Below are 19,159 nucleotides of genomic sequence, written 5' to 3'. Positions count from 1 at the left end.
AAGTAGGTCTGCGTGCAACAAGCATCCGGTGTTCTTACAGCGACCTTCTCGGCATGACTGCAAAGGCCGCCAAGCGAAACAGGTAAAGCCGGGAAAAAAAGCGTACTACGGACGAAAAAAAGCCCGCCAGTGTGAGAGCGGGCCAAAGGACCTACGAAGATTCTTCTAGCGACCAACTAGCTTCCACGGTAGGTCGAATAGCTGTACGGCGAGATCAACAGCGGCACGTGGTAGTGCTCCTGCTGCTCGTCGATGCCAAAGCGCAGCACCACAACATCCAGGAACGCCTGGGCCGGCAGTTGCACACCGCGGGCGCGGTAGTAGTCGCCTGCGCTGAACTGCAGCTGGTAGACGCCAGTGCGGTAGTCGTCGCCTTGCAACAGCGGCGCGTCGACGCGGCCATCGCTGTTGGTCAGGGCGGTGTTCACCAGCTCCAGTTGCTGGCCTTCGACACGGTACAGCTCGACCTTGATCGAGCTGCCCGGGCAGCCATGCGCGGCATCCAGTACGTGTGTGGTCAAACGTCCCATTGCGTGTCGCCTCTTGTTCAATCTGTGGGCAAGAAATACTCGCCAGCGCACCCAAACAGGGCCTGCGGCAGGCGCGAATGAGGCTATTAAGACATTCCACTGCAAAATTGTACACAATTTTTTGGACCCAGCCGTCGCACCCCACCGCACCTTGCCCACAAACGACCCAGCAGTCGCGAATAAAGGCGGGATAGCGACGCCCACTTCATTATCTGACCAATCAGGCAGGTTTCTTGCACTGTATTTCTTGCTGGCAGTGAAGCGACAAAAGGGCAGAAATGCGGAAAAACAGGCTTACAAAAGATTTCATAAGTTGTATACAATCAGCCCATCCGGTGGTGCGACATCCCGACGCGGCCCGCCCACCCCCCGCACCAACGCACAAGAAGGAAGACTGCAGTGAGCGCTGACTATCCTCGCGACCTGATCGGTTACGGCAACAACCCTCCTCACCCGCAATGGCCGGGCAACGCTCGCATCGCGCTGTCTTTCGTGCTCAATTACGAGGAAGGTGGCGAACGCAACATCCTGCACGGCGACAAGGAGTCCGAAGCGTTCCTCTCCGAAATGGTTGCTGCCCAGCCGCTGCAAGGCCAGCGCAACATGAGCATGGAGTCGCTGTATGAGTACGGCAGCCGTGCCGGTGTATGGCGCCTGCTCAAGCTGTTCAAGGACAGCGGCGTCCCGCTCACCATCTTTGCCGTGGCCATGGCCGCCCAGCGCCACCCCGACGTGATCCGCGCCATGGCCGAAGCTGGCCACGAGATCTGCAGCCACGGCTACCGCTGGATCGACTACCAGTACATGGATGAGGCCCAGGAGCGCGAGCACATGCTCGAAGCCATCCGCATCCTCACCGAAATCACCGGTGAACGCCCAGTGGGCTGGTACACCGGCCGCACCGGCCCGAACACCCGCCGCCTGGTGATGGAGGAAGGTGGCTTCCTCTACGACAGCGACACCTACGACGACGACCTGCCCTACTGGGAGCCGAACAACCCGACCGGCAAGCCGCACCTGGTGATCCCCTACACCCTGGACACCAACGACATGCGCTTCACCCAGGTGCAGGGTTTCAACTGTGGCGAGCAGTTCTTCCAGTACCTGAAAGACGCGTTCGACGTGCTTTATGCCGAAGGCGCCGAAGCGCCGAAGATGCTCTCCATCGGCCTGCACTGCCGCCTGGTCGGCCGCCCGGCGCGCCTGGCTGCGCTCAAGCGCTTCATCGACTACGCCAAGAGCCACGAGCAGGTCTGGTTCGCCCGTCGCGTGGACATCGCCCGCCACTGGCACACCACCCACCCGTACAAGAAAGAGAACGCCTGATGACCGCCTTCAAGACCCTCAAGCCCTCCGCCCTGGACCGCGACGCCTTCGTCGAGGTATTCGCCGACATCTACGAGCACTCGCCGTGGGTCGCCGAAAAAGCCTACGACCTGGGCCAGTTGGGTGAACTGGACGAAGTCGAGGTACTGCACCAGCGCATGAGCGATATCCTGCTCAGCGCCAGTCACACTGACCAGCTGGCACTGATCAATGCTCACCCGGACTTGGCCGGCAAGGCCGCCATTCAGGGCGAGCTCACCGCATCGAGCACCAACGAACAGGCCGGCGCCGGTATCCACCAGTGCACCGCCGAAGAGTTCGCCCGTTTCACCGAGCTGAACGATGCCTACAAGGCCAAGTTCCAGTTCCCGTTCATCATGGCGGTAAAAGGCAGCAACCGGCACCAGATACTCGCCGCGTTCGAAAAGCGCATCCACAACGACAGCGAGGCCGAATTCAAGGAAGCCTTGGCGCAGATCAACCTGATCGCCCTGTTCCGCCTGCTGCAGCTGTAAGCGGCAGCCGACCCCCATTCAGTACAACGAACATAAAAGAGAGACCCGCATGCGCACCCTGATGATCGAGCCCCTGACCAAAGAAGCCTTCGCTCCCTTCGGCGACGTGATCGAAACCGACGGCAGCGACCACTTCATGATCAACAATGGCTCGACCATGCGCTTTCACAAGCTCGCCACGGTCGAGACCGCCGAGCCTGAAGACAAGGCGATCATCAGCATCTTCCGCGCCGATGCGCTGGACATGCCGCTGACCGTACGCATGCTGGAACGCCACCCGCTGGGCAGCCAGGCTTTCATCCCGCTGCTCGGCAACCCCTTTCTGATCGTGGTCGCGCCCATTGGCGATGCACCTGTATCAGGCTTGGTCCGTGCCTTCCGCAGTAATGGCAGGCAGGGCGTTAATTACCATCGCGGCGTCTGGCACCACCCGGTGCTGACGATCGAAAAGCGGGATGACTTCCTGGTGGTTGATCGCAGCGGTTCTGGCAACAACTGCGATGAGCATTACTTCACCGAGGAACAGATGCTGATCCTCAATCCCCACCAATAAGAAAAGGTCGGTCATCGTTCTCGGTGATCGGCAGAGGTACATACTGTGGAAGCACACCTTCACGAATGGCTGAACCTGAGCATTCGCTGGGTTCACATGATCACCGGCGTAGCCTGGATCGGTGCATCGTTCTACTTCGTCTGGCTGGAGAACCACCTGAACCGAAGCAACCCGCGCGATGGGTTGTCGGGTGATCTCTGGGCGATTCACGGCGGTGGTATCTACCACCTGGAGAAATACAAGCTCGCCCCCCCGAAAATGCCCGAGAACCTGCACTGGTTCAAATGGGAAGCCTACTTCACCTGGATGTCCGGTATCGCCCTGCTGTGCGTGGTGTTCTACTGGAACCCGACGCTGTACCTGCTGGCCCCTGGCAGTACCCTCAGCGGTGCCGAAGGCGTGGCCATCGGTATCGGCTCGCTGGTCGCCGGCTGGTTCATCTACGACTTCCTGTGCGACTCGCCGCTGGGCAAGAAGCCGGCGTTGCTCGGTGCCGTGCTGTTCGTGCTGATCATCGCCGCCTGCTGGGGCTTCAGCCTGGTGTTCAGCGGCCGCGGTGCCTACCTGCACACCGGCGCGATCATCGGCACCATCATGGTCGGCAACGTGTTCCGCATCATCATGCCGGCCCAGCGCCAGCTGGTGGCCGCGATCGAGAACAACCAGACGCCCGACCCGGTACTGCCGGCCAAAGGCCTGTTGCGCTCGCGTCACAACAACTACTTCACCCTGCCGGTGCTGTTCATCATGATCAGCAACCACTTCCCGAGCACCTACGGTAGCCAGTACAACTGGCTGATCCTGGCCGGTATCGCGGTAGCTGCGGTGCTGATCCGCCACTACTTCAACACCCGCCACGACAGCAACAAGTACGCCTGGACCTTGCCTGTCGGTGCCCTGGCAATGATTTGCCTGGCCTACGTCACCGGCCCCAAACCGATGGCAGTGAGCCCTGAGCAGGCCGCCGCGAAGATCGAGTACCAGCCTCTGCCGGCTACGGCTGTGGGTGGCAAGACCGCTGCCGAGCAACGCGCCGAAGAGGCCGCCAAGGCCGCCGCAGCGCCTGCCGAAGCCCCGGCCCAGGCTACGGCCCAGGCCGGTGCTGGCGACTTCGACAAGATCCACAATGTCATCCAGGAACGCTGCACCGTGTGCCACTCGGCCAAGCCGACCAGCCCACTGTTCAGCGCCGCGCCTGCCGGCGTGATGTTCGACACCCCGCAGCAGATCCAGGCCCAGGCCGCGCGCATTCAGGCGCAGGCAGTGGCCAGCCAGATCATGCCGCTGGGCAACATCACCCAGATGACCACCGAGGAGCGCAAGCTGGTCGGTGACTGGATCGCCAAGGGCGCCCAGGTCAACTGATCGAGCCACAAGCGTCAAGCTGCAAGCCTCAAGCTGTACGTAGTAGGAAGCAAGCATCGAGTGCCAGGCTCCAGTGCGGATACCAAGCTTTTTCTTGAAGCTTGCCGCTTGGAGCTTGGCACTTGGATCCGAGAATAAAAACAAAACTCGAGGTGCTGCATGTCCGAGTCCCGCAAGGCGTACATACCCGTTGCGCCACCGCGCGAACCCTTGCCCCTGTTCCAACTGTTCCTGGTTGGCCTGCAACACGTTTTGCTGATGTACGGTGGCGCCATCGCTGTGCCGCTGATCATTGGCCAGGCCGCCGGGCTGTCCCGTGAAGAAGTCGCTTTCCTGATCAACGCCGACCTGCTGGTCGCTGGCGTCGCCACCATCATCCAGTCGTTCGGTATCGGCCCGGTGGGCATCCGCATGCCAGTGATGATGGGTGCCAGTTTCGCAGCCGTGGGCAGCATGGTGGCCATGGCCGGCATGCCCGGTGTAGGCCTGCAGGGGATCTTCGGCGCGACCATCGCCGCCGGCTTCTTCGGCATGCTGATCGCACCGTTCATGTCCAAGGTCGTGCGCTTCTTCCCACCACTGGTCACCGGAACGGTGATCACCTCGATTGGCCTGTCGCTGTTCCCGGTAGCGGTCAACTGGGCCGGCGGCGGCCAGGATGCCAGTACGTTCGGCTCGCCGATCTACCTGCTGGTGGCCGGCCTGGTGCTGGCCGTGATCCTGCTGATCAACCGCTTCATGCGCGGCTTCTGGGTCAATGTGTCGGTGCTGGTTGGCATGGGCCTGGGCTACGTGCTGGCCGGCACCATCGGCATGGTCGACCTGTCAGGCCTGAGTGAAGCGCCGTGGTTGCAGGTGGTGACGCCCCTGCACTTCGGCATGCCGACTTTCAGCCTGGCACCGATCCTGTCCATGTGCCTGGTGGTGGTGATCATCTTCGTCGAGTCCACGGGCATGTTCCTGGCCCTGGGCAAGGTGACCGACCGCGAAGTCACCCCAGGCATGCTCCGCCGCGGCCTGCTGTGCGATGCCGGTGCCTCGTTCATCGCCGGCTTTTTCAACACCTTCACCCACTCGTCGTTCGCCCAGAACATCGGCCTGGTGCAAATGACCGGGGTCCGCTGCCGCTTTGTCACCATCGTGGCCGGCGCCCTGCTGATTCTGCTCAGCCTGCTGCCCAAGGCAGCGTTTCTGATCGCATCGATCCCGCCCGCGGTACTGGGTGGGGCGTCGATCGCCATGTTCGGCATGGTGACCGCTACCGGGATCAAGATCCTCCAGGAAGCCGACATCGGCGACCGCCGCAACCAGTTGCTGGTTGCGGTAAGCGTGGGCTTCGGCCTGATCCCCGTGGTGCGCCCGGAGTTCTTCGCGCAGATGCCGCAGTGGATGGAGCCCATCACCCACAGTGGCATCGCCATGGCCACGGTCAGCGCCCTGGTGTTGAACGTGCTGTTCAACATTCTGGGCGGTGCCGACCGCGCGGTGCACAACGACGCCTGTCACCAGCACTGAGGCAAAACCCCTTCGAGTGAACGGGAGCGGCCTGTTGCCGCTCCGGTCTCGAACCGTCGTAGACGCTACACCGTCGGCCCGCCGGAATGGGCCGCCCGGGGCACCTGCACGCCAAAAAAACCCAAAAAAAACAATAAGTCCGGGAAGCACAACATGAAACGCATCACCACGTCCCTCTTGCTGGGCAGCAGCTTGCTGGCTACCGTTCCTGCCCACGCGGGCGAATGGCTGCAATGGCACGGCGAAAGCCTGACCTACCTGTACGGCAAGGACTTCAAGGTCAACCCCAGCATCCAGCAAACGGTTACCTTCGAGCACGCCAACAAATGGAAGTACGGCGACACTTTCATGTTCGTCGACAAGATTTTCTACAACGGCAAAGCAGACGCCAGCAAGGGCGTGACCACCTACTACGGTGAGTTCAGCCCGCGCCTGTCATTCGGCAAGATCTTCGACCGCAAACTGGCGTTCGGCCCGGTCAAGGATGTGTTGCTGGCCATGACCTACGAACGTGGCGAAGGCGACAACGAGGCCTACCTGATCGGCCCCGGCTTCGACCTGGCCATCCCGGGCTTCAACTACTTCACCCTCAACTTCTATGTGCGCAACACCGAGGGCAGCCGCCCCGGGGACAATGTGTGGCAGATCACCCCCGCCTGGTCGTACACCCTGCCGGTGGGCAAGTCCGACATCCTGATCGATGGTTACATGGACTGGGTGACCGACAACGACCAGACCCGCCGTGGCACCTACCACGCCAACCTGCACTTCAACCCGCAGGTCAAATATGACCTGGGCAAGGCCCTGAACCTGGGGGCGAAGCAGCTTTATGTGGGCTTCGAGTACAGCTACTGGAAGGACAAGTACGGCATCGACAGCCGCGGCAACCTGGACAGCAACCAGAGCGTGGCGAGCGCGCTGATCAAGGTACACTTCTAAGAAGTTGACCAAACGCACAAGTTTGATTCACAGCGCTCCAGGACGGAGCACTTGAGGCGCGGCGCGCAAGCCAGTAATCTGCGCGCCCCCTCGATCAGGGCAGAACGGATTCTGCCTGCGTTTACTGACCGCTCAGTCAATGAATACGGGCGGTTGGCGAACGTGTTGCCAGCCTGAAAGACCCTTTTCATCCGTTCAGAACGAAGTCGAGCAGGAAGGTTTTGCCAACCCGGAAAAGTTGGCCCAACCCTTGCCAAACAGCTGTGGCCTATCGAAAAAAGCTGACTCAAAAGACAAAAAGCGCCAACAACGAGCGTAGACAACAGATCAAACAAGGGAGCGACACTCGCAATGCGTACCATCAACAGCCTGATCCTTGCTGGCGGCCTGCTGGCCTGCGGCACCACCTTCGGCGGTGACTTGCTGCAATGGCAGAACAACAGCCTGACCTACCTGTGGGGCAAGAACTTCAAGGTCAACCCGCCAACCCAGCAAACCGTGACCTTCGAACATGCCGATGGCTGGAAGTACGGCGACAACTTCATCTTTGTCGACAAGATCTTCTACCAGGGCCAGAAGGACGAGGGCAACGGCCCGAACACCTACTATGGCGAGATCAGCCCACGCCTGTCGTTTGGCAAGATCTTCGACCAGAAGCTGGAGTTCGGCCCGGTCAAAGACGTGCTGCTGGCCATGACCTACGAGTTTGGCGAGGGTGATACCGAGTCGTACCTGATCGGCCCGGGCTTCGACCTGGCCATCCCCGGTTTCGACTACTTCCAGCTGAACTTCTACAACCGCACCACCGACGGCAGCCGTGCCGGCGACAATGTGTGGCAGATCACGCCGGTGTGGTCGTATACCATCCCGGTCGGGGATTCCGACGTACTGATCGACGGCTTCATGGACTGGGTGGTCGACAACGACCAGAACCGCCGTGGCACCTACCACGCCAACCTGCACTTCAACCCGCAGATCAAGTACGACCTGGGCAAGGCGCTGCACTTTGGCGAGAAGCAGTTGTACGTGGGTGTGGAGTATGACTACTGGAAGAACAAGTACGGCATCAAGGACAGCGATGCCTTCACCACCGACCAGAACACCATGAGCTTCCTGGTCAAGGTGCACTTCTGACCTGAGCCCTCGGGGCCGCGCTGCGGCCCATTCGCGGGCACGCCCGCTCCCACAGGGTCCGCGCTCCGCCCAAGGCAGACACTGTACCTGTGGGAGCGGGCGTGCCCGCGAACCGGCGCAACGTCCCGGCCATGCGCACTAGCTGGCCGGCCGAACCGCCCGCCACAACTTGCCGGCCACCGCCACCACCGCCAGCACCACGGCCCCGGCCACCACCCCGGCCACGCCATTGAGCAACGCCACGGTAAGCCCACCACCGCGCCCCTCGCTGAACGCTTCGACCGCGTGATGCAGCGGCGCGATGCCATGCACCAGAATCCCGCCACCCACCAGGAACATCGCCGCCGTGCCGACCACCGACAGGCCTTTCATCATGTAGGGTGCCGCGCGCAATATGCCATTGCCTACCGCCTGAGCCACGCCCGACGCCCGCTTGGTCATCCACAGCCCGAGGTCGTCCAGTTTGACAATGCCGCCCACCACCCCGTAAACGCCCAAGGTCATTACCACCGCGATGCCCGACAGCACGATCACCTGCTGTGGCAGCGGCGAGTCGGCGACGATGCCCAGGGTAATGGCGATGATTTCCGCCGACAGGATGAAGTCGGTACGCACAGCCCCTTTGATCTTGGCTTTCTCATACGCCACCAGGTCGACATTGGCATCGGCCACAGCCTGTTTGCGCGCAGCCTTTTGCGCCTCGTCGTCTTCTTTGCTGTGCAAGAACTTGTGCGCCAGCTTCTCGAAGCCCTCGAAGCACAGATACGCGCCACCCAGCATCAGCAAGGGCGTGACCGCCCAAGGGATGAAAGCGCTGATCAGCAGGGCCGCCGGTACCAGAATGGCCTTGTTCATCAACGAACCCTTGGCCACCGCCCACACCACCGGCAGTTCACGATCAGCCCGCACACCCGTCACCTGCTGGGCATTGAGCGCCAGGTCATCGCCCAGCACGCCTGCGGTTTTTTTTGCTGCCACTTTGGTCATCAGCGAAACATCGTCCAGCAACGTGGCGATATCGTCGATCAGTACCAGTAGACTGCTTCCTGCCATGTTTGCCTGCATCCGAATGAGTAATTGCCCAGAATTCTAGCCCAAAGCCGCTGCCTTGAGCGCCCGTCGGGCCCGGTGCTACCATGCCCGATCCCTCTTAGAGGTGGCCAGACACGAGGAAGATCCCTGACCATGAGCACCATTCGCGAGCGCAACAAGGAATTGATCCTGCGCGCAGCCAGCGAGGAATTCGCCGACAAGGGCTTCGCGGCCACCAAGACCAGCGATATTGCGGCCAAGGCCGGCTTGCCCAAGCCGAACGTGTATTACTATTTCAAGTCCAAGGACAACCTCTACCGCGAGGTGCTGGAAAGCATCATCGCGCCGATCATGCAGGCGTCCACGCCGTTCAATGCCGACGGTGACCCGAAAGAAGTGCTGAGCGCCTACATTCGCTCGAAAATCCGCATTTCCCGCGACTTGCCCCATGCCTCCAAGGTATTTGCCAGCGAGATCATGCACGGTGCCCCGCACCTGTCACCGAACCAGGTGGCGCAGTTGAACGAGCAGGCCCGGCACAACATCGAGTGCATCCAGCGCTGGATCGACAACGGGCAGATCGCCCATGTAGATGCGCACCACCTGATGTTCAGCATCTGGGCGGCCACCCAGACCTATGCCGATTTCGACTGGCAGATTTCTGCAGTGACCGGCAAGGCCAAGCTGGCCGACAGCGATTATGACGCAGCAGCCGAGACCATCATCCGCATGGTGCTCAAGGGCTGTGAGCCCGAGCTGGCCTGACAGGGCCAGTGGGGCTGCTTTGCAGCCCTTTCGCGACACAAGGCCGCTCCTACAGGGTCACGCGATTCCCCGTAGGAGCGGCCTTGTGTCGCGAAAGGGCCGCAACGCGGCCCCGGCTATCTTGAGCTTTACGCCGCTACTCCGGCATCCGCCAGCAACCCCACCTCCTCGATCGCACTGATCGCGCACTGTTCGTCGATATCCGACGTATCGCCGCTGATCCCGACAGCACCCAGTACCTTGCCGTCCTGATCACGAATCAGCACGCCCCCCGGCGCCGGCACCACCGGCCGTTCACCCATCCCGTTCAGCGCGGCAAAAAACGCCGGCCGCTGCTGCGCATCCAGCGCCAGCAAGCGCGAGCCCTTGCCCAGGGCTATCGCACCCCAGGCTTTGCCGGTGGCCACTTCCGGGCGGATCAGGCTGGCGCCATCTTCGCGCTGCAGCGCCAGCAGGTGGCCGCCAGCATCCAGCACCGCCACGGTCAGCGGCGCCGCGTTGATCTTGCGGCCCGCCGCCAGCGCGGCGTTTACCAGCCCAACGGCGACTTTCAGGTTCAAAGCGTTCATGAAAAGGTCCTCTTCTTGTTGTGAGAAGCCCTGAGGGCAGTTGAAAACCGATGAACAAATAGAACACAACGAGGATTGTTTTTGTATACAATATTTTGAAACGATCGTATGCGATCACGCAAACTCCCGTTTTCATGGGCGCTCTGAGGAAAGCCAAGTCAACCGATGAAAACCCATTGACCTACAGCGCCAGGCGTGAATACACTCTACCGCAAAGCAAGTTGTATACAATTACAAAATCAATGAGGCACAAACCATGAGCAAAATGAGAGCAATCGATGCAGCCGTTCTGGTCATGCGCCGTGAAGGTGTAGATACCGCGTTCGGCATCCCGGGGGCTGCCATCAATCCGCTGTACTCGGCCCTGAAGAAAGTCGGTGGCATCGATCACGTCCTCGCTCGCCACGTCGAAGGTGCCTCGCACATGGCCGAGGGCTACACCCGCGCCAACCCGGGCAACATCGGTGTGTGCATCGGCACCTCCGGCCCTGCCGGCACCGACATGGTCACCGGCTTGTACAGTGCCTCGGCCGACTCCATTCCTATTCTCTGCATCACTGGTCAGGCCCCGCGTGCGCGCCTGCACAAGGAAGACTTCCAGGCTGTCGATATCACCAGCATCGTCAAGCCGGTGACCAAGTGGGCGACCACGGTGCTGGAGCCAGGCCAGGTGCCTTACGCCTTCCAGAAAGCCTTCTACGAAATGCGCACCGGCCGCCCAGGCCCGGTGCTGATCGACCTGCCGTTCGACGTGCAGATGGCCGAAATCGAATTCGACATCGACGCCTACGAGCCGCTGGCCATCAACAAACCTGCCGCCACCCGCGTGCAGGCCGAAAAAGCCCTGGCCATGCTCAATGACGCCGAGCGCCCGCTGCTGGTCGCCGGCGGCGGCATCATCAACGCCGACGCCAGCGACAAACTGGTGGCGTTCGCTGAACTGACCGGCGTACCGGTAATCCCGACCCTGATGGGCTGGGGCACCATGCCGGACGACCACGCGCAGATGGTCGGCATGGTCGGCCTGCAGACGTCGCACCGCTACGGCAACGCCACCCTGCTCAAGTCGGACCTGGTGTTCGGTATCGGTAACCGCTGGGCCAACCGCCACACCGGCTCCGTGGACGTCTACACCGAGGGCCGCAAATTCGTCCACGTGGACATCGAACCGACCCAAATCGGCCGCGTGTTCACCCCGGACCTGGGGATCGTTTCCGACGCTGGCAAGGCGCTGGACGTACTCCTGGAAGTCGCCCGCGAATGGCAAGCCGCTGGCAAGCTGAAATGCCGCAAGGCCTGGCTGGAAGACTGCCAGCAGCGCAGGGCCAGCCTGCAGCGCAAGACCCACTTCGACAATGTGCCGGTCAAGCCGCAGCGCGTGTACGAAGAAATGAACCAGGTGTTCGGCAAGGACACCTGCTACGTCAGCACCATTGGCCTGTCGCAGATTGCGGGCGCGCAGTTCCTGCACGTGTACAAGCCACGCCACTGGATCAACTGCGGCCAGGCCGGCCCGCTGGGCTGGACCATCCCTGCGGCACTGGGCGTGGTCAAGGCTGATCCGCAGCGCAAGGTCGTGGCGCTGTCGGGTGACTACGACTTCCAGTTCATGATCGAAGAGCTGGCGGTGGGCGCACAGTTCAACCTGCCGTACGTTCATGTGCTGGTGAACAACGCCTACCTGGGCCTGATCCGCCAGGCGCAGCGTGGCTTCGACATGGATTACTGTGTACAACTGGCGTTCGAGAACATCAACTCGACCGACGCTGCCACCTACGGCGTTGACCACGTGGCCGTGGTCGAAGGCCTGGGCTGCAAGGCCCTGCGCGTGTTCGAACCGGCCGAGATCGCCCCTGCCCTGATCAAGGCGCAGAAGATGGCCGAAGAGTTCCGCGTACCGGTGGTGGTCGAGGTGATTCTCGAGCGCGTCACCAACATTTCCATGGGCACCGAGATCAACGCGGTCAACGAATTCGAAGACTTGGCTCTGGTCGGCAACGACGCGCCAACCGCCATCTCGATGCTGGACTGATCGCCTGACGCCCCCAGGCATGCCCTGGGGGCCTTCACCGCAAGGAGACACCTATGCCTCGCTTCGCTGCCAACCTGTCCATGCTGTTCACCGAACAGGACTTCCTGGCCCGCTTCAAGGCTGCCGCCGATGCTGGCTTCAGCGGCGTCGAATACCTCTTCCCGTACGACTACAGCGCGGCTGAAATCAAGCAGCAGCTGGACGCCAACGGCCTGACCCAGGTGCTGTTCAACCTGCCAGCCGGTGACTGGGCCAAAGGCGAGCGCGGGATCACCTGCCACCCCGACCGCGTCGAAGAATTCCGCGCGGGGGTCGACAAGGCCATCGAATATGCCAAGGTGCTGGGCAATACCCAGGTCAACGCCCTGGCCGGCATTCGCCCACAAGGCCTGCAGTGTGCCGACGTGCGCAAGACCTTCGTCGCCAACCTCAAGTATGCCGCAGACAAACTCCAGGCCGCCGGCATCCGCCTGGTCATGGAAATGATCAACACCCGCGACATCCCTGGCTTCTACCTCAATACCACCCAGCAGGCCCTGGAAATTCAGGCCGAGGTAGGCAGCGACAACCTGTTCCTGCAGTACGACATCTACCACATGCAGATCATGGAAGGTGACCTGGCCCGGACCATGGAAGCCAACCTGAAGTCGATCAACCACATCCAGTTGGCCGACAACCCCGGCCGCAACGAGCCAGGCACCGGGGAGATCAACTACCGCTTCCTGTTCGAACACCTGGACCGCATCGGCTACCAGGGCTGGGTGGGCGCGGAATACAAACCGCTGACCACCACCGAAGCAGGCCTGGGCTGGCTGAAGACCCATAACGCAATCTGAACGGCTGAACGCTAGCGCCCTGTGAAACACGAAACCCTGTGGGAGCGGGCATGCCCGCGAACACCGGCATAGCCGGTGCCATCCACCGAGTCGCCTGTTTCGCGGGCATGCCCGCTCCCACAGCTTGAGACATCACAAATACAAAGAGGCATATTCTCATGGCTAAAATCGGTTTCATCGGCACCGGCATCATGGGCAAGCCCATGGCCCAGAACCTGCAAAAAGCAGGGCACAGCATTTTCGTTTCCACCCACCACGACGCCGCGCCAGCCGACCTGATCGCCGCCGGTGCAGTGGCCCTGGCCAACCCGAAAGAAGTGGCCCAGGAAGCCGAGTTCATCATCGTCATGGTGCCGGACACCCCACAAGTGGAAAGCGTGCTGTTCGGTGACAACGGCGTGGCCGAAGGCGTGGGCCCCAACAAGGTGGTGATCGACATGAGCTCGATCTCCCCTACCGCCACCAAATCCTTCGCCGAAAAAATCAAGGCCACCGGCGCCGCCTACCTGGACGCCCCGGTGTCCGGTGGCGAAGTAGGTGCCAAGGCCGCCACCCTGAGCATCATGGTTGGCGGCTGCCCGAACGCCTTCGAGCGCGCCCTGCCACTGTTCCAGGCCATGGGCAAGAACATCACCCGCGTGGGTGGCAACGGTGACGGCCAGACCGCCAAGGTGGCCAACCAGATCATCGTCGCCCTGAATATCCAGGCTGTCAGCGAAGCGCTGCTGTTCGCCGCCAAGAACGGCGCCGACCCGGCCAAGGTGCGTGAAGCGCTGATGGGTGGCTTTGCCTCGTCGAAAATCCTCGAGGTGCATGCCGAGCGCATGATCAAGGGCACCTTCGACCCGGGCTTCCGCATCAACCTGCACCAGAAGGACCTGAACCTGGCCCTGCAAGGCGCCAAGGAGCTGGGCATCAACCTGCCCAACACCTCCAATGCCCAGCAAGTGTTCAACACCTGCCAGGCCCTGGGTGGCGGCAACTGGGACCACTCGGCGCTGATCAAAGGCCTGGAGCACATGGCCAACTTCTCGATCCGCGACGAGAAATAAGCTTCAAGCTGTGAGCCTCAAGTGGCAAGCGACAAGCGACAAGCGACAAGCGAGAGCAGATCTGCTTTTGCTTGTAGCTTGTAGCTTGCAGCTCGCAGCTCGCAGCTGTGGAGACCGCCCCTGGTTCGGCCTGCACGGAGGCAGTTCCAGGGGCGTTTTTGATTGTGCAGAACAACAATAATTGGGAGCCTGCCATGTCGGTCGATCCGCAAAAAATTCTCCGCGACCTGTTCGACACAGCCATCGCCGCCGCCCACCCCCGTCAAGTTCTCGAACCCTACCTGCCCGCCGACCGTAGCGGCCGGGTCATCGTCATCGGCGCCGGCAAGGCCGCAGCCGCCATGGCCGAAGTGGTCGAGAAAAGCTGGCAGGGCGAAGTCTCCGGCCTGGTCGTCACCCGTTACGGCCACGGCGCCAACTGCCAGAAGATCGAGGTGGTCGAAGCCGCCCACCCGGTCCCGGATGCCGCCGGCCTGGCCGTGGCCAAGCGCGTGCTGGAACTGGTCAGCAACCTCAATGAAGAAGACCGCGTCATATTCCTGCTCTCCGGCGGTGGCTCTGCCCTGCTGGCCCTGCCCGCCGAGGGCCTGACCCTGGCCGACAAGCAGCAGATCAACAAAGCACTGCTGAAATCCGGCGCCACCATCGGCGAGATGAACTGCGTGCGCAAGCACCTCTCGGCGATCAAGGGCGGGCGCCTGGCCAAGGCTTGCTGGCCGGCAACGGTCTACACCTATGCCATCTCCGATGTACCCGGCGACCTCGCCACGGTAATCGCTTCCGGCCCCACCGTGGCCGACCCGAGCACCTCGGCCGATGCCCTGGCCATTCTCAAGCGCTACAACATCGAAGCGCCAAAAGCGGTGATCGACTGGCTCAACAACCCGGCCTCGGAAACCGTCAAGGCCGACGACCCGGCCCTGGCCCGCAGCCACTTCCAGCTGATTGCCAAGCCCCAGCAGTCGCTGGAAGCCGCCGCAGTCAAAGCTCGCCAGGCAGGCTTCAGCCCGCTGATCCTCGGCGACCTGGAAGGCGAATCGCGGGAAGTGGCCAAGGTGCATGCCGGCATCGCCCGGCAGATCGTGCTGCACGGCCAGCCGCTGAAGGCGCCCTGCGTGATCTTGTCCGGTGGCGAAACCACCGTGACCGTGCGCGGCAATGGCCGTGGCGGGCGCAATGCCGAGTTCCTGCTCAGCCTCACCGAAAGCCTGAAAGGGCTGCCGGGCGTGTACGCCTTGGCCGGTGACACCGACGGTATTGACGGCTCGGAAGAAAACGCCGGCGCCTTCATGACCCCGGCCAGTTACGCCTGCGCCGAAGCCCTGGGCCTGTCGGCCAGCGATGAGCTGGACAACAACAACGGCTATGGCTACTTCGCCGCGCTGGACGCACTGATCGTCACCGAGCCGACCCGCACCAACGTCAACGACTTCCGCGCCATCCTGATCCTCGAGACTGCCCAATCATGACGCCTGATAAAAAAGTGAAGATCCTCGCCACCCTCGGCCCGGCGATCGAAGGCATCGACGACATCCGCCAACTGGTCGAAGCGGGGGTGAACATCTTCCGCCTCAATTTCAGCCACGGCGAACACGCCGACCACGCCCTGCGCTACCAGTGGATCCGCGAAGTCGAGCAGCAGTTGAACTACCCCCTGGGTATTCTCATGGACCTGCAAGGGCCCAAGCTACGGGTCGGCCGCTTTGCCGAAGGCAAGGTCCAGCTGCAACGCGGCCAGGCCCTGCGCCTGGACCTGGACAACACCCCGGGCGATAACCACCGGGTCAACCTGCCGCACCCCGAGATCATCGCCGCCCTGGAGCCAGGCATGGACCTGCTGCTGGACGACGGCAAGCTGCGCCTGCGGGTAACCGCCAAGCACAGCGACGCGATCGACACCGAAGTGCTGAACGGTGGTGAGCTGTCGGACCGCAAGGGCGTCAACGTACCGCAAGCGGTGCTCGACCTCTCGCCGCTCACCGAAAAAGACCGCCGCGACCTGGCCTTCGGCCTGGAGCTGGGCGTGGACTGGGTCGCCCTGTCGTTCGTGCAGCGCCCTGAAGACATCGTTGAAGCGCGCCAGCTGATTGGCGGCCGCGCCTACCTGATGGCCAAAATCGAGAAACCGTCGGCAGTCGAGCATCTGCAAGCCATCGCCGAACTGGCCGACGCCATCATGGTGGCCCGTGGGGACCTGGGCGTGGAAGTGCCGGCCGAAAGCGTGCCGCAGATCCAGAAGCGCATCATTGGCACCTGCCGCCAGCTGGGCAAGCCAGTGGTGGTGGCCACGCAGATGCTCGAATCGATGCGTTTCTCGCCGGCACCGACCCGTGCCGAAGTCACCGACGTGGCCAACGCCGTGGCCGAGGGTGCCGACGCGGTGATGCTGTCGGCCGAAACTGCCTCGGGGGATTACCCGCTGGAGGCTGTGCAGATGATGAGCAAGATCATTCGCCAGGTCGAGAACGGCCCGGACTACCAGGCGCAGCACGATGTCGGCCGGCCCAAGGCCGAAGCCACCGTGTCGGACGCCATCAGCTGCGCAATCCGCCGTATCAGCGGCATCCTCCCGGTGGCGGTGCTGGTCAACTACAGCGAGTCGGGCGCCTCCACCCTGCGCGCTTCGCGTGAACGGCCACGGGCACCGATCCTCAACCTTACGCCCAACCTGAACACCGCGCGGCGCCTGAGCGTGGCCTGGGGTGTGCACTCGGTGGTCAATGACCGCCTGCGCCAGGTGGATGAGGTGGTCTCCACGGCCCTGGAAATTGCCCAGGCACAAGGCATGGCCAGCCGGGGCGACACACTGCTGATCACTGCCGGGGTGCCGTTCGGCAAACCTGGGTCGACCAACACGCTGCGGATCGAAACACTGATCTAAGCCACTGCATAGCCCCTGTGGGAGCGGGCGTGCCCGCGAATGCGTCAGTCCAGGCAACTTCGTTGACCCTGCTGGCCCTTTCGCGGGCACGCCCGCTCCCACAGGGTCGGTGGTGAAGCAAAGAATCGCGGAAAACCGAGGCCCAAAGAGGCCCACCGCTCCCCATCCACTTCACTGACTGCCCCATGTACAGCAAACATTTCGTCAACCCGTGCCCCGACTGGGCCACGGCGTTACTCAACGGCTTCAGCCAGGTGCTGCTGCTGCGCAACCCCCTGTGCGGCCTGTGCTGCCTGCTGGCCATCCTGCTGACTGCGCCCGACCTGGTCGGCGGCGCCCTGCTCGGCGCCCTCGCCGGCCTGCTCACTGCCCAGCGCCGCGGCTACGACCGTGCCGACCGCCAGGCCGGGCTGTACTGCTACAACGGCGTACTCATCGGCATCCTGATCAGCGCCGTGCTGCCCTGGTCGGCCATCCTGCCGCCCTTGATCATTGCCGCTGGCGGCCTTTCGAGCATCATCACCCACCAATGGCGCAAGCGCGGCGGCAAGCTGCTGGTTGCCTATACCGCACCGTTCGTGCTGTTGGGCTGGGGCACGCTGTTGCTCGCCGAACCCTCGATGACCGCCTTCGTCGAAGCCGAACCGCTGTACGCCCTGGCCCGCGGCATAGGGCAAATCTTCCTGCTCGACCAGCCGTTGGCCGGGTTGCTGATCATCGTCGGCATGTTCATCGCCCAACCCTATGCGGCGGTGTGGGCGGTAATTGGCTCGGCCATCGGGGGCGGCATGGCGCTGCTCACAGACCAGGCGCAAGCAGCGTGGATGGGCCTGGCTGGCTTCAACGCCGCGCTGGCGGCGCTGGCCTTCAGCAGGCAAGGTGAAAAGCCATGGGTCACACTGCTGGCAATTGCCCTGGCGTTGCTGTTGCAATCACTGTTCAAGCTGTTGCCGCTGCCCGGCCTCACCGCACCCTTCGTCGCCGCCTGCTGGCTGATGCACCTGGGCTGCCAGCTGGCCCAGCCCAAGCAGCGCGACGCCAGCCGCTTGCACAGCTGATACACAGCCCCTAGGCTCAGCCCATCGCACTACGGAATGAGCCAATGAACAACCCTGCAAGCCTGCGCGAGCGGCTTTACATCATGGTCTTCCAGACCGACACCGTCGCTGGCAGGCGCTTCGATAAAATCCTGCTGCTGATCATCCTGGCCAGCCTGGTCACGGTGATCCTCGACAGCATCGACGAAGTCCACCAGGGCTACGCCGGCCTGCTGGCCGGTATCGAATGGGGCTTTACCGCGATCTTCCTGGCCGAGTACCTCACCCGCCTGTACTGCTCGCCCAAGCCGCTGCGCTATGCCTTCAGTTTCTATGGGCTGGTCGATTTACTGGCGATCGTGCCGGGGATCATCGCGCTTTATTACAGCGACGCCCAATACCTGTTGATCGTCCGCGTCATCCGCATGCTGCGGATCTTCCGCGTACTCAAGCTCAGCCCGTACCTCAAGCAGGCCCATTACCTGATCGACGCGCTGCGCGGCAGCAAGCAGAAGATCATCGTGTTCCTGGTCACGGTATCGACCCTGGTCACGGTGTTCGGCACGCTGATGTATGTGATCGAAGGGCCGGAGCACGGTTTCACCAGCATTCCCAAGGGCATCTACTGGGCGATCGTCACCCTGACCACCGTGGGCTTTGGCGACATCGTGCCGAAGACGCCCTTGGGGCAGGTAATTTCGTCGATGGTGATGATCATCGGTTATTCGATCATTGCCGTGCCGACCGGGATCTTTACCGCAGAGCTGGCCAACGCCATGCGGGGTGAGCAGCTGCAGCATGATTGCCCGGTCTGCAAGAAAAAGACCCATGAACAAAGCGCGGCGTTCTGCTCGCGGTGTGGGAGTGGGTTATTCCCCAAACAGTGATGTTGCCCGATCGGGCCCTGTTGCCGGCGAGCCAGCTCCCACAATGTGCACCACCGGGACTGACCCTTGTGCAATACTTGTGGGAGATTCTATGGTTCCTGGCAAGGGTAGCCAGAGCATCTTCAGCGCCTGTGAGATCGAGCGCCGCCCGCGCGGCGCAATCGCGAGCTGCGCTCGCTCCTACGTTTGTT

18 protein-coding genes are annotated in these 19,159 nt (G+C 62.3%); 15 read left to right on the top strand and 3 right to left on the bottom strand.

Annotated elements, in window-relative coordinates:
* Positions 1-176 precede the first annotated feature (176 nt).
* Positions 177-530: a hydroxyisourate hydrolase gene (uraH, locus tag EGJ22_RS15405; RefSeq protein ID WP_003259496.1), complete on the bottom strand. Its 354-nt coding sequence runs from the start codon at positions 528-530 to the stop codon at positions 177-179.
* Between the two features lie 399 nt (positions 531-929).
* Between uraH and puuE the strand changes: the two genes are divergently transcribed.
* The 7 genes from puuE (at position 930) to EGJ22_RS15370 (ending at position 7,877) form a co-directional block, all read left to right on the top strand.
* Positions 930-1,856, top strand: coding sequence for an allantoinase PuuE (gene puuE, locus EGJ22_RS15400; RefSeq protein WP_009683931.1), 927 nt, complete (start codon positions 930-932; stop codon positions 1,854-1,856).
* Complete coding sequence (uraD, locus tag EGJ22_RS15395; RefSeq protein WP_009683932.1) at positions 1,856-2,371, top strand: 2-oxo-4-hydroxy-4-carboxy-5-ureidoimidazoline decarboxylase; 516 nt, start codon at positions 1,856-1,858, stop codon at positions 2,369-2,371. Before puuE ends, uraD begins: the two co-directional genes overlap by 1 nt.
* A 49-nt stretch (positions 2,372-2,420) precedes the next feature.
* A complete protein-coding gene (locus tag EGJ22_RS15390; RefSeq protein ID WP_009683933.1) occupies positions 2,421-2,924 on the top strand; it encodes an ureidoglycolate lyase in 504 nt (167 codons plus the stop codon).
* A gap of 45 nt (positions 2,925-2,969) precedes the next feature.
* Positions 2,970-4,289 (top strand): urate hydroxylase PuuD, encoded by a 1,320-nt coding sequence (locus EGJ22_RS15385; RefSeq protein ID WP_029885695.1) that lies wholly within the window; start codon positions 2,970-2,972, stop codon positions 4,287-4,289.
* Between the two features lie 159 nt (positions 4,290-4,448).
* A complete protein-coding gene (locus tag EGJ22_RS15380) occupies positions 4,449-5,804 on the top strand; it encodes a nucleobase:cation symporter-2 family protein (protein ID WP_009683936.1) in 1,356 nt (451 codons plus the stop codon).
* A 153-nt stretch (positions 5,805-5,957) separates the two neighbouring features.
* A complete protein-coding gene (locus EGJ22_RS15375; RefSeq protein WP_009683937.1) occupies positions 5,958-6,743 on the top strand; it encodes an outer membrane protein OmpK in 786 nt (261 codons plus the stop codon).
* A gap of 351 nt (positions 6,744-7,094) precedes the next feature.
* Positions 7,095-7,877 (top strand): outer membrane protein OmpK, encoded by a 783-nt coding sequence (locus EGJ22_RS15370; RefSeq protein WP_009683938.1) that lies wholly within the window; start codon positions 7,095-7,097, stop codon positions 7,875-7,877.
* 138 nt (positions 7,878-8,015) lie between these two features.
* Here EGJ22_RS15370 and EGJ22_RS15360 read toward each other — a convergent pair whose 3' ends face one another.
* On the bottom strand, positions 8,016-8,930 hold the full coding sequence (locus EGJ22_RS15360; RefSeq protein WP_009683939.1) for a DUF808 domain-containing protein: 915 nt from the start codon (positions 8,928-8,930) through the stop codon (positions 8,016-8,018).
* 132 nt (positions 8,931-9,062) lie between these two features.
* On the opposite strand from EGJ22_RS15360, the gene EGJ22_RS15355 reads away from it, so the two are divergent.
* Positions 9,063-9,674, top strand: coding sequence for a TetR/AcrR family transcriptional regulator (locus EGJ22_RS15355; protein WP_009683940.1), 612 nt, complete (start codon positions 9,063-9,065; stop codon positions 9,672-9,674).
* Positions 9,675-9,802: 128 nt separating this feature from the next.
* Here the strand turns inward: EGJ22_RS15355 and EGJ22_RS15345 are convergent, their stop codons facing one another.
* A complete protein-coding gene (locus tag EGJ22_RS15345; RefSeq protein WP_009683941.1) occupies positions 9,803-10,243 on the bottom strand; it encodes a heme-binding protein in 441 nt (146 codons plus the stop codon).
* A 256-nt stretch (positions 10,244-10,499) separates the two neighbouring features.
* Between EGJ22_RS15345 and gcl the strand changes: the two genes are divergently transcribed.
* The 7 genes from gcl to EGJ22_RS15310 all read left to right on the top strand — a co-directional run bounded on the left by gcl (position 10,500) and on the right by EGJ22_RS15310 (position 18,968).
* Positions 10,500-12,275: a glyoxylate carboligase gene (gene gcl, locus EGJ22_RS15340; RefSeq protein WP_125920313.1), complete on the top strand. Its 1,776-nt coding sequence runs from the start codon at positions 10,500-10,502 to the stop codon at positions 12,273-12,275.
* Between the two features lie 53 nt (positions 12,276-12,328).
* Positions 12,329-13,111, top strand: coding sequence for a hydroxypyruvate isomerase (gene hyi, locus EGJ22_RS15335; protein ID WP_009683944.1), 783 nt, complete (start codon positions 12,329-12,331; stop codon positions 13,109-13,111).
* Between the two features lie 158 nt (positions 13,112-13,269).
* Positions 13,270-14,163, top strand: a complete 894-nt coding sequence (locus EGJ22_RS15330) for a 2-hydroxy-3-oxopropionate reductase (protein WP_009683945.1) — start codon at positions 13,270-13,272, stop codon at positions 14,161-14,163.
* Between the two features lie 194 nt (positions 14,164-14,357).
* On the top strand, positions 14,358-15,632 hold the full coding sequence (locus EGJ22_RS15325; RefSeq protein WP_009683946.1) for a glycerate kinase: 1,275 nt from the start codon (positions 14,358-14,360) through the stop codon (positions 15,630-15,632).
* Positions 15,629-17,044, top strand: a complete 1,416-nt coding sequence (gene pyk / locus EGJ22_RS15320) for a pyruvate kinase (RefSeq protein WP_125920312.1) — start codon at positions 15,629-15,631, stop codon at positions 17,042-17,044. Before EGJ22_RS15325 ends, pyk begins: the two co-directional genes overlap by 4 nt.
* A gap of 185 nt (positions 17,045-17,229) precedes the next feature.
* On the top strand, positions 17,230-18,102 hold the full coding sequence (locus tag EGJ22_RS15315) for an urea transporter (protein ID WP_009683948.1): 873 nt from the start codon (positions 17,230-17,232) through the stop codon (positions 18,100-18,102).
* Positions 18,103-18,146: 44 nt separating this feature from the next.
* A complete protein-coding gene (locus EGJ22_RS15310; RefSeq protein WP_009683949.1) occupies positions 18,147-18,968 on the top strand; it encodes an ion transporter in 822 nt (273 codons plus the stop codon).
* Positions 18,969-19,159: the final 191 nt, after the last annotated feature.

This window comes from Pseudomonas sp. p99-361, from assembly GCF_003935475.1.
Classification (GTDB): domain Bacteria; phylum Pseudomonadota; class Gammaproteobacteria; order Pseudomonadales; family Pseudomonadaceae; genus Aquipseudomonas; species Aquipseudomonas juntendi.
Note: the sequence above shows the minus strand (reverse complement) of the source record. Positions and strands in the feature narration are given on the sequence as shown.

Coding starts and splice junctions, on each gene's coding strand:
- uraH (WP_003259496.1), bottom strand. CDS start 530: ATGGGACGTTTGACCACACACGTACTGGATGCCGCGCATGGCTGCCCG.
- uraD (WP_009683932.1), top strand. CDS start 1,856: ATGACCGCCTTCAAGACCCTCAAGCCCTCCGCCCTGGACCGCGACGCC.
- EGJ22_RS15390 (WP_009683933.1), top strand. CDS start 2,421: ATGCGCACCCTGATGATCGAGCCCCTGACCAAAGAAGCCTTCGCTCCC.
- EGJ22_RS15380 (WP_009683936.1), top strand. CDS start 4,449: ATGTCCGAGTCCCGCAAGGCGTACATACCCGTTGCGCCACCGCGCGAA.
- EGJ22_RS15375 (WP_009683937.1), top strand. CDS start 5,958: ATGAAACGCATCACCACGTCCCTCTTGCTGGGCAGCAGCTTGCTGGCT.
- EGJ22_RS15370 (WP_009683938.1), top strand. CDS start 7,095: ATGCGTACCATCAACAGCCTGATCCTTGCTGGCGGCCTGCTGGCCTGC.
- EGJ22_RS15360 (WP_009683939.1), bottom strand. CDS start 8,930: ATGGCAGGAAGCAGTCTACTGGTACTGATCGACGATATCGCCACGTTG.
- EGJ22_RS15355 (WP_009683940.1), top strand. CDS start 9,063: ATGAGCACCATTCGCGAGCGCAACAAGGAATTGATCCTGCGCGCAGCC.
- EGJ22_RS15345 (WP_009683941.1), bottom strand. CDS start 10,243: ATGAACGCTTTGAACCTGAAAGTCGCCGTTGGGCTGGTAAACGCCGCG.
- gcl (WP_125920313.1), top strand. CDS start 10,500: ATGAGCAAAATGAGAGCAATCGATGCAGCCGTTCTGGTCATGCGCCGT.
- hyi (WP_009683944.1), top strand. CDS start 12,329: ATGCCTCGCTTCGCTGCCAACCTGTCCATGCTGTTCACCGAACAGGAC.
- EGJ22_RS15330 (WP_009683945.1), top strand. CDS start 13,270: ATGGCTAAAATCGGTTTCATCGGCACCGGCATCATGGGCAAGCCCATG.
- EGJ22_RS15325 (WP_009683946.1), top strand. CDS start 14,358: ATGTCGGTCGATCCGCAAAAAATTCTCCGCGACCTGTTCGACACAGCC.
- pyk (WP_125920312.1), top strand. CDS start 15,629: ATGACGCCTGATAAAAAAGTGAAGATCCTCGCCACCCTCGGCCCGGCG.
- EGJ22_RS15315 (WP_009683948.1), top strand. CDS start 17,230: ATGTACAGCAAACATTTCGTCAACCCGTGCCCCGACTGGGCCACGGCG.
- EGJ22_RS15310 (WP_009683949.1), top strand. CDS start 18,147: ATGAACAACCCTGCAAGCCTGCGCGAGCGGCTTTACATCATGGTCTTC.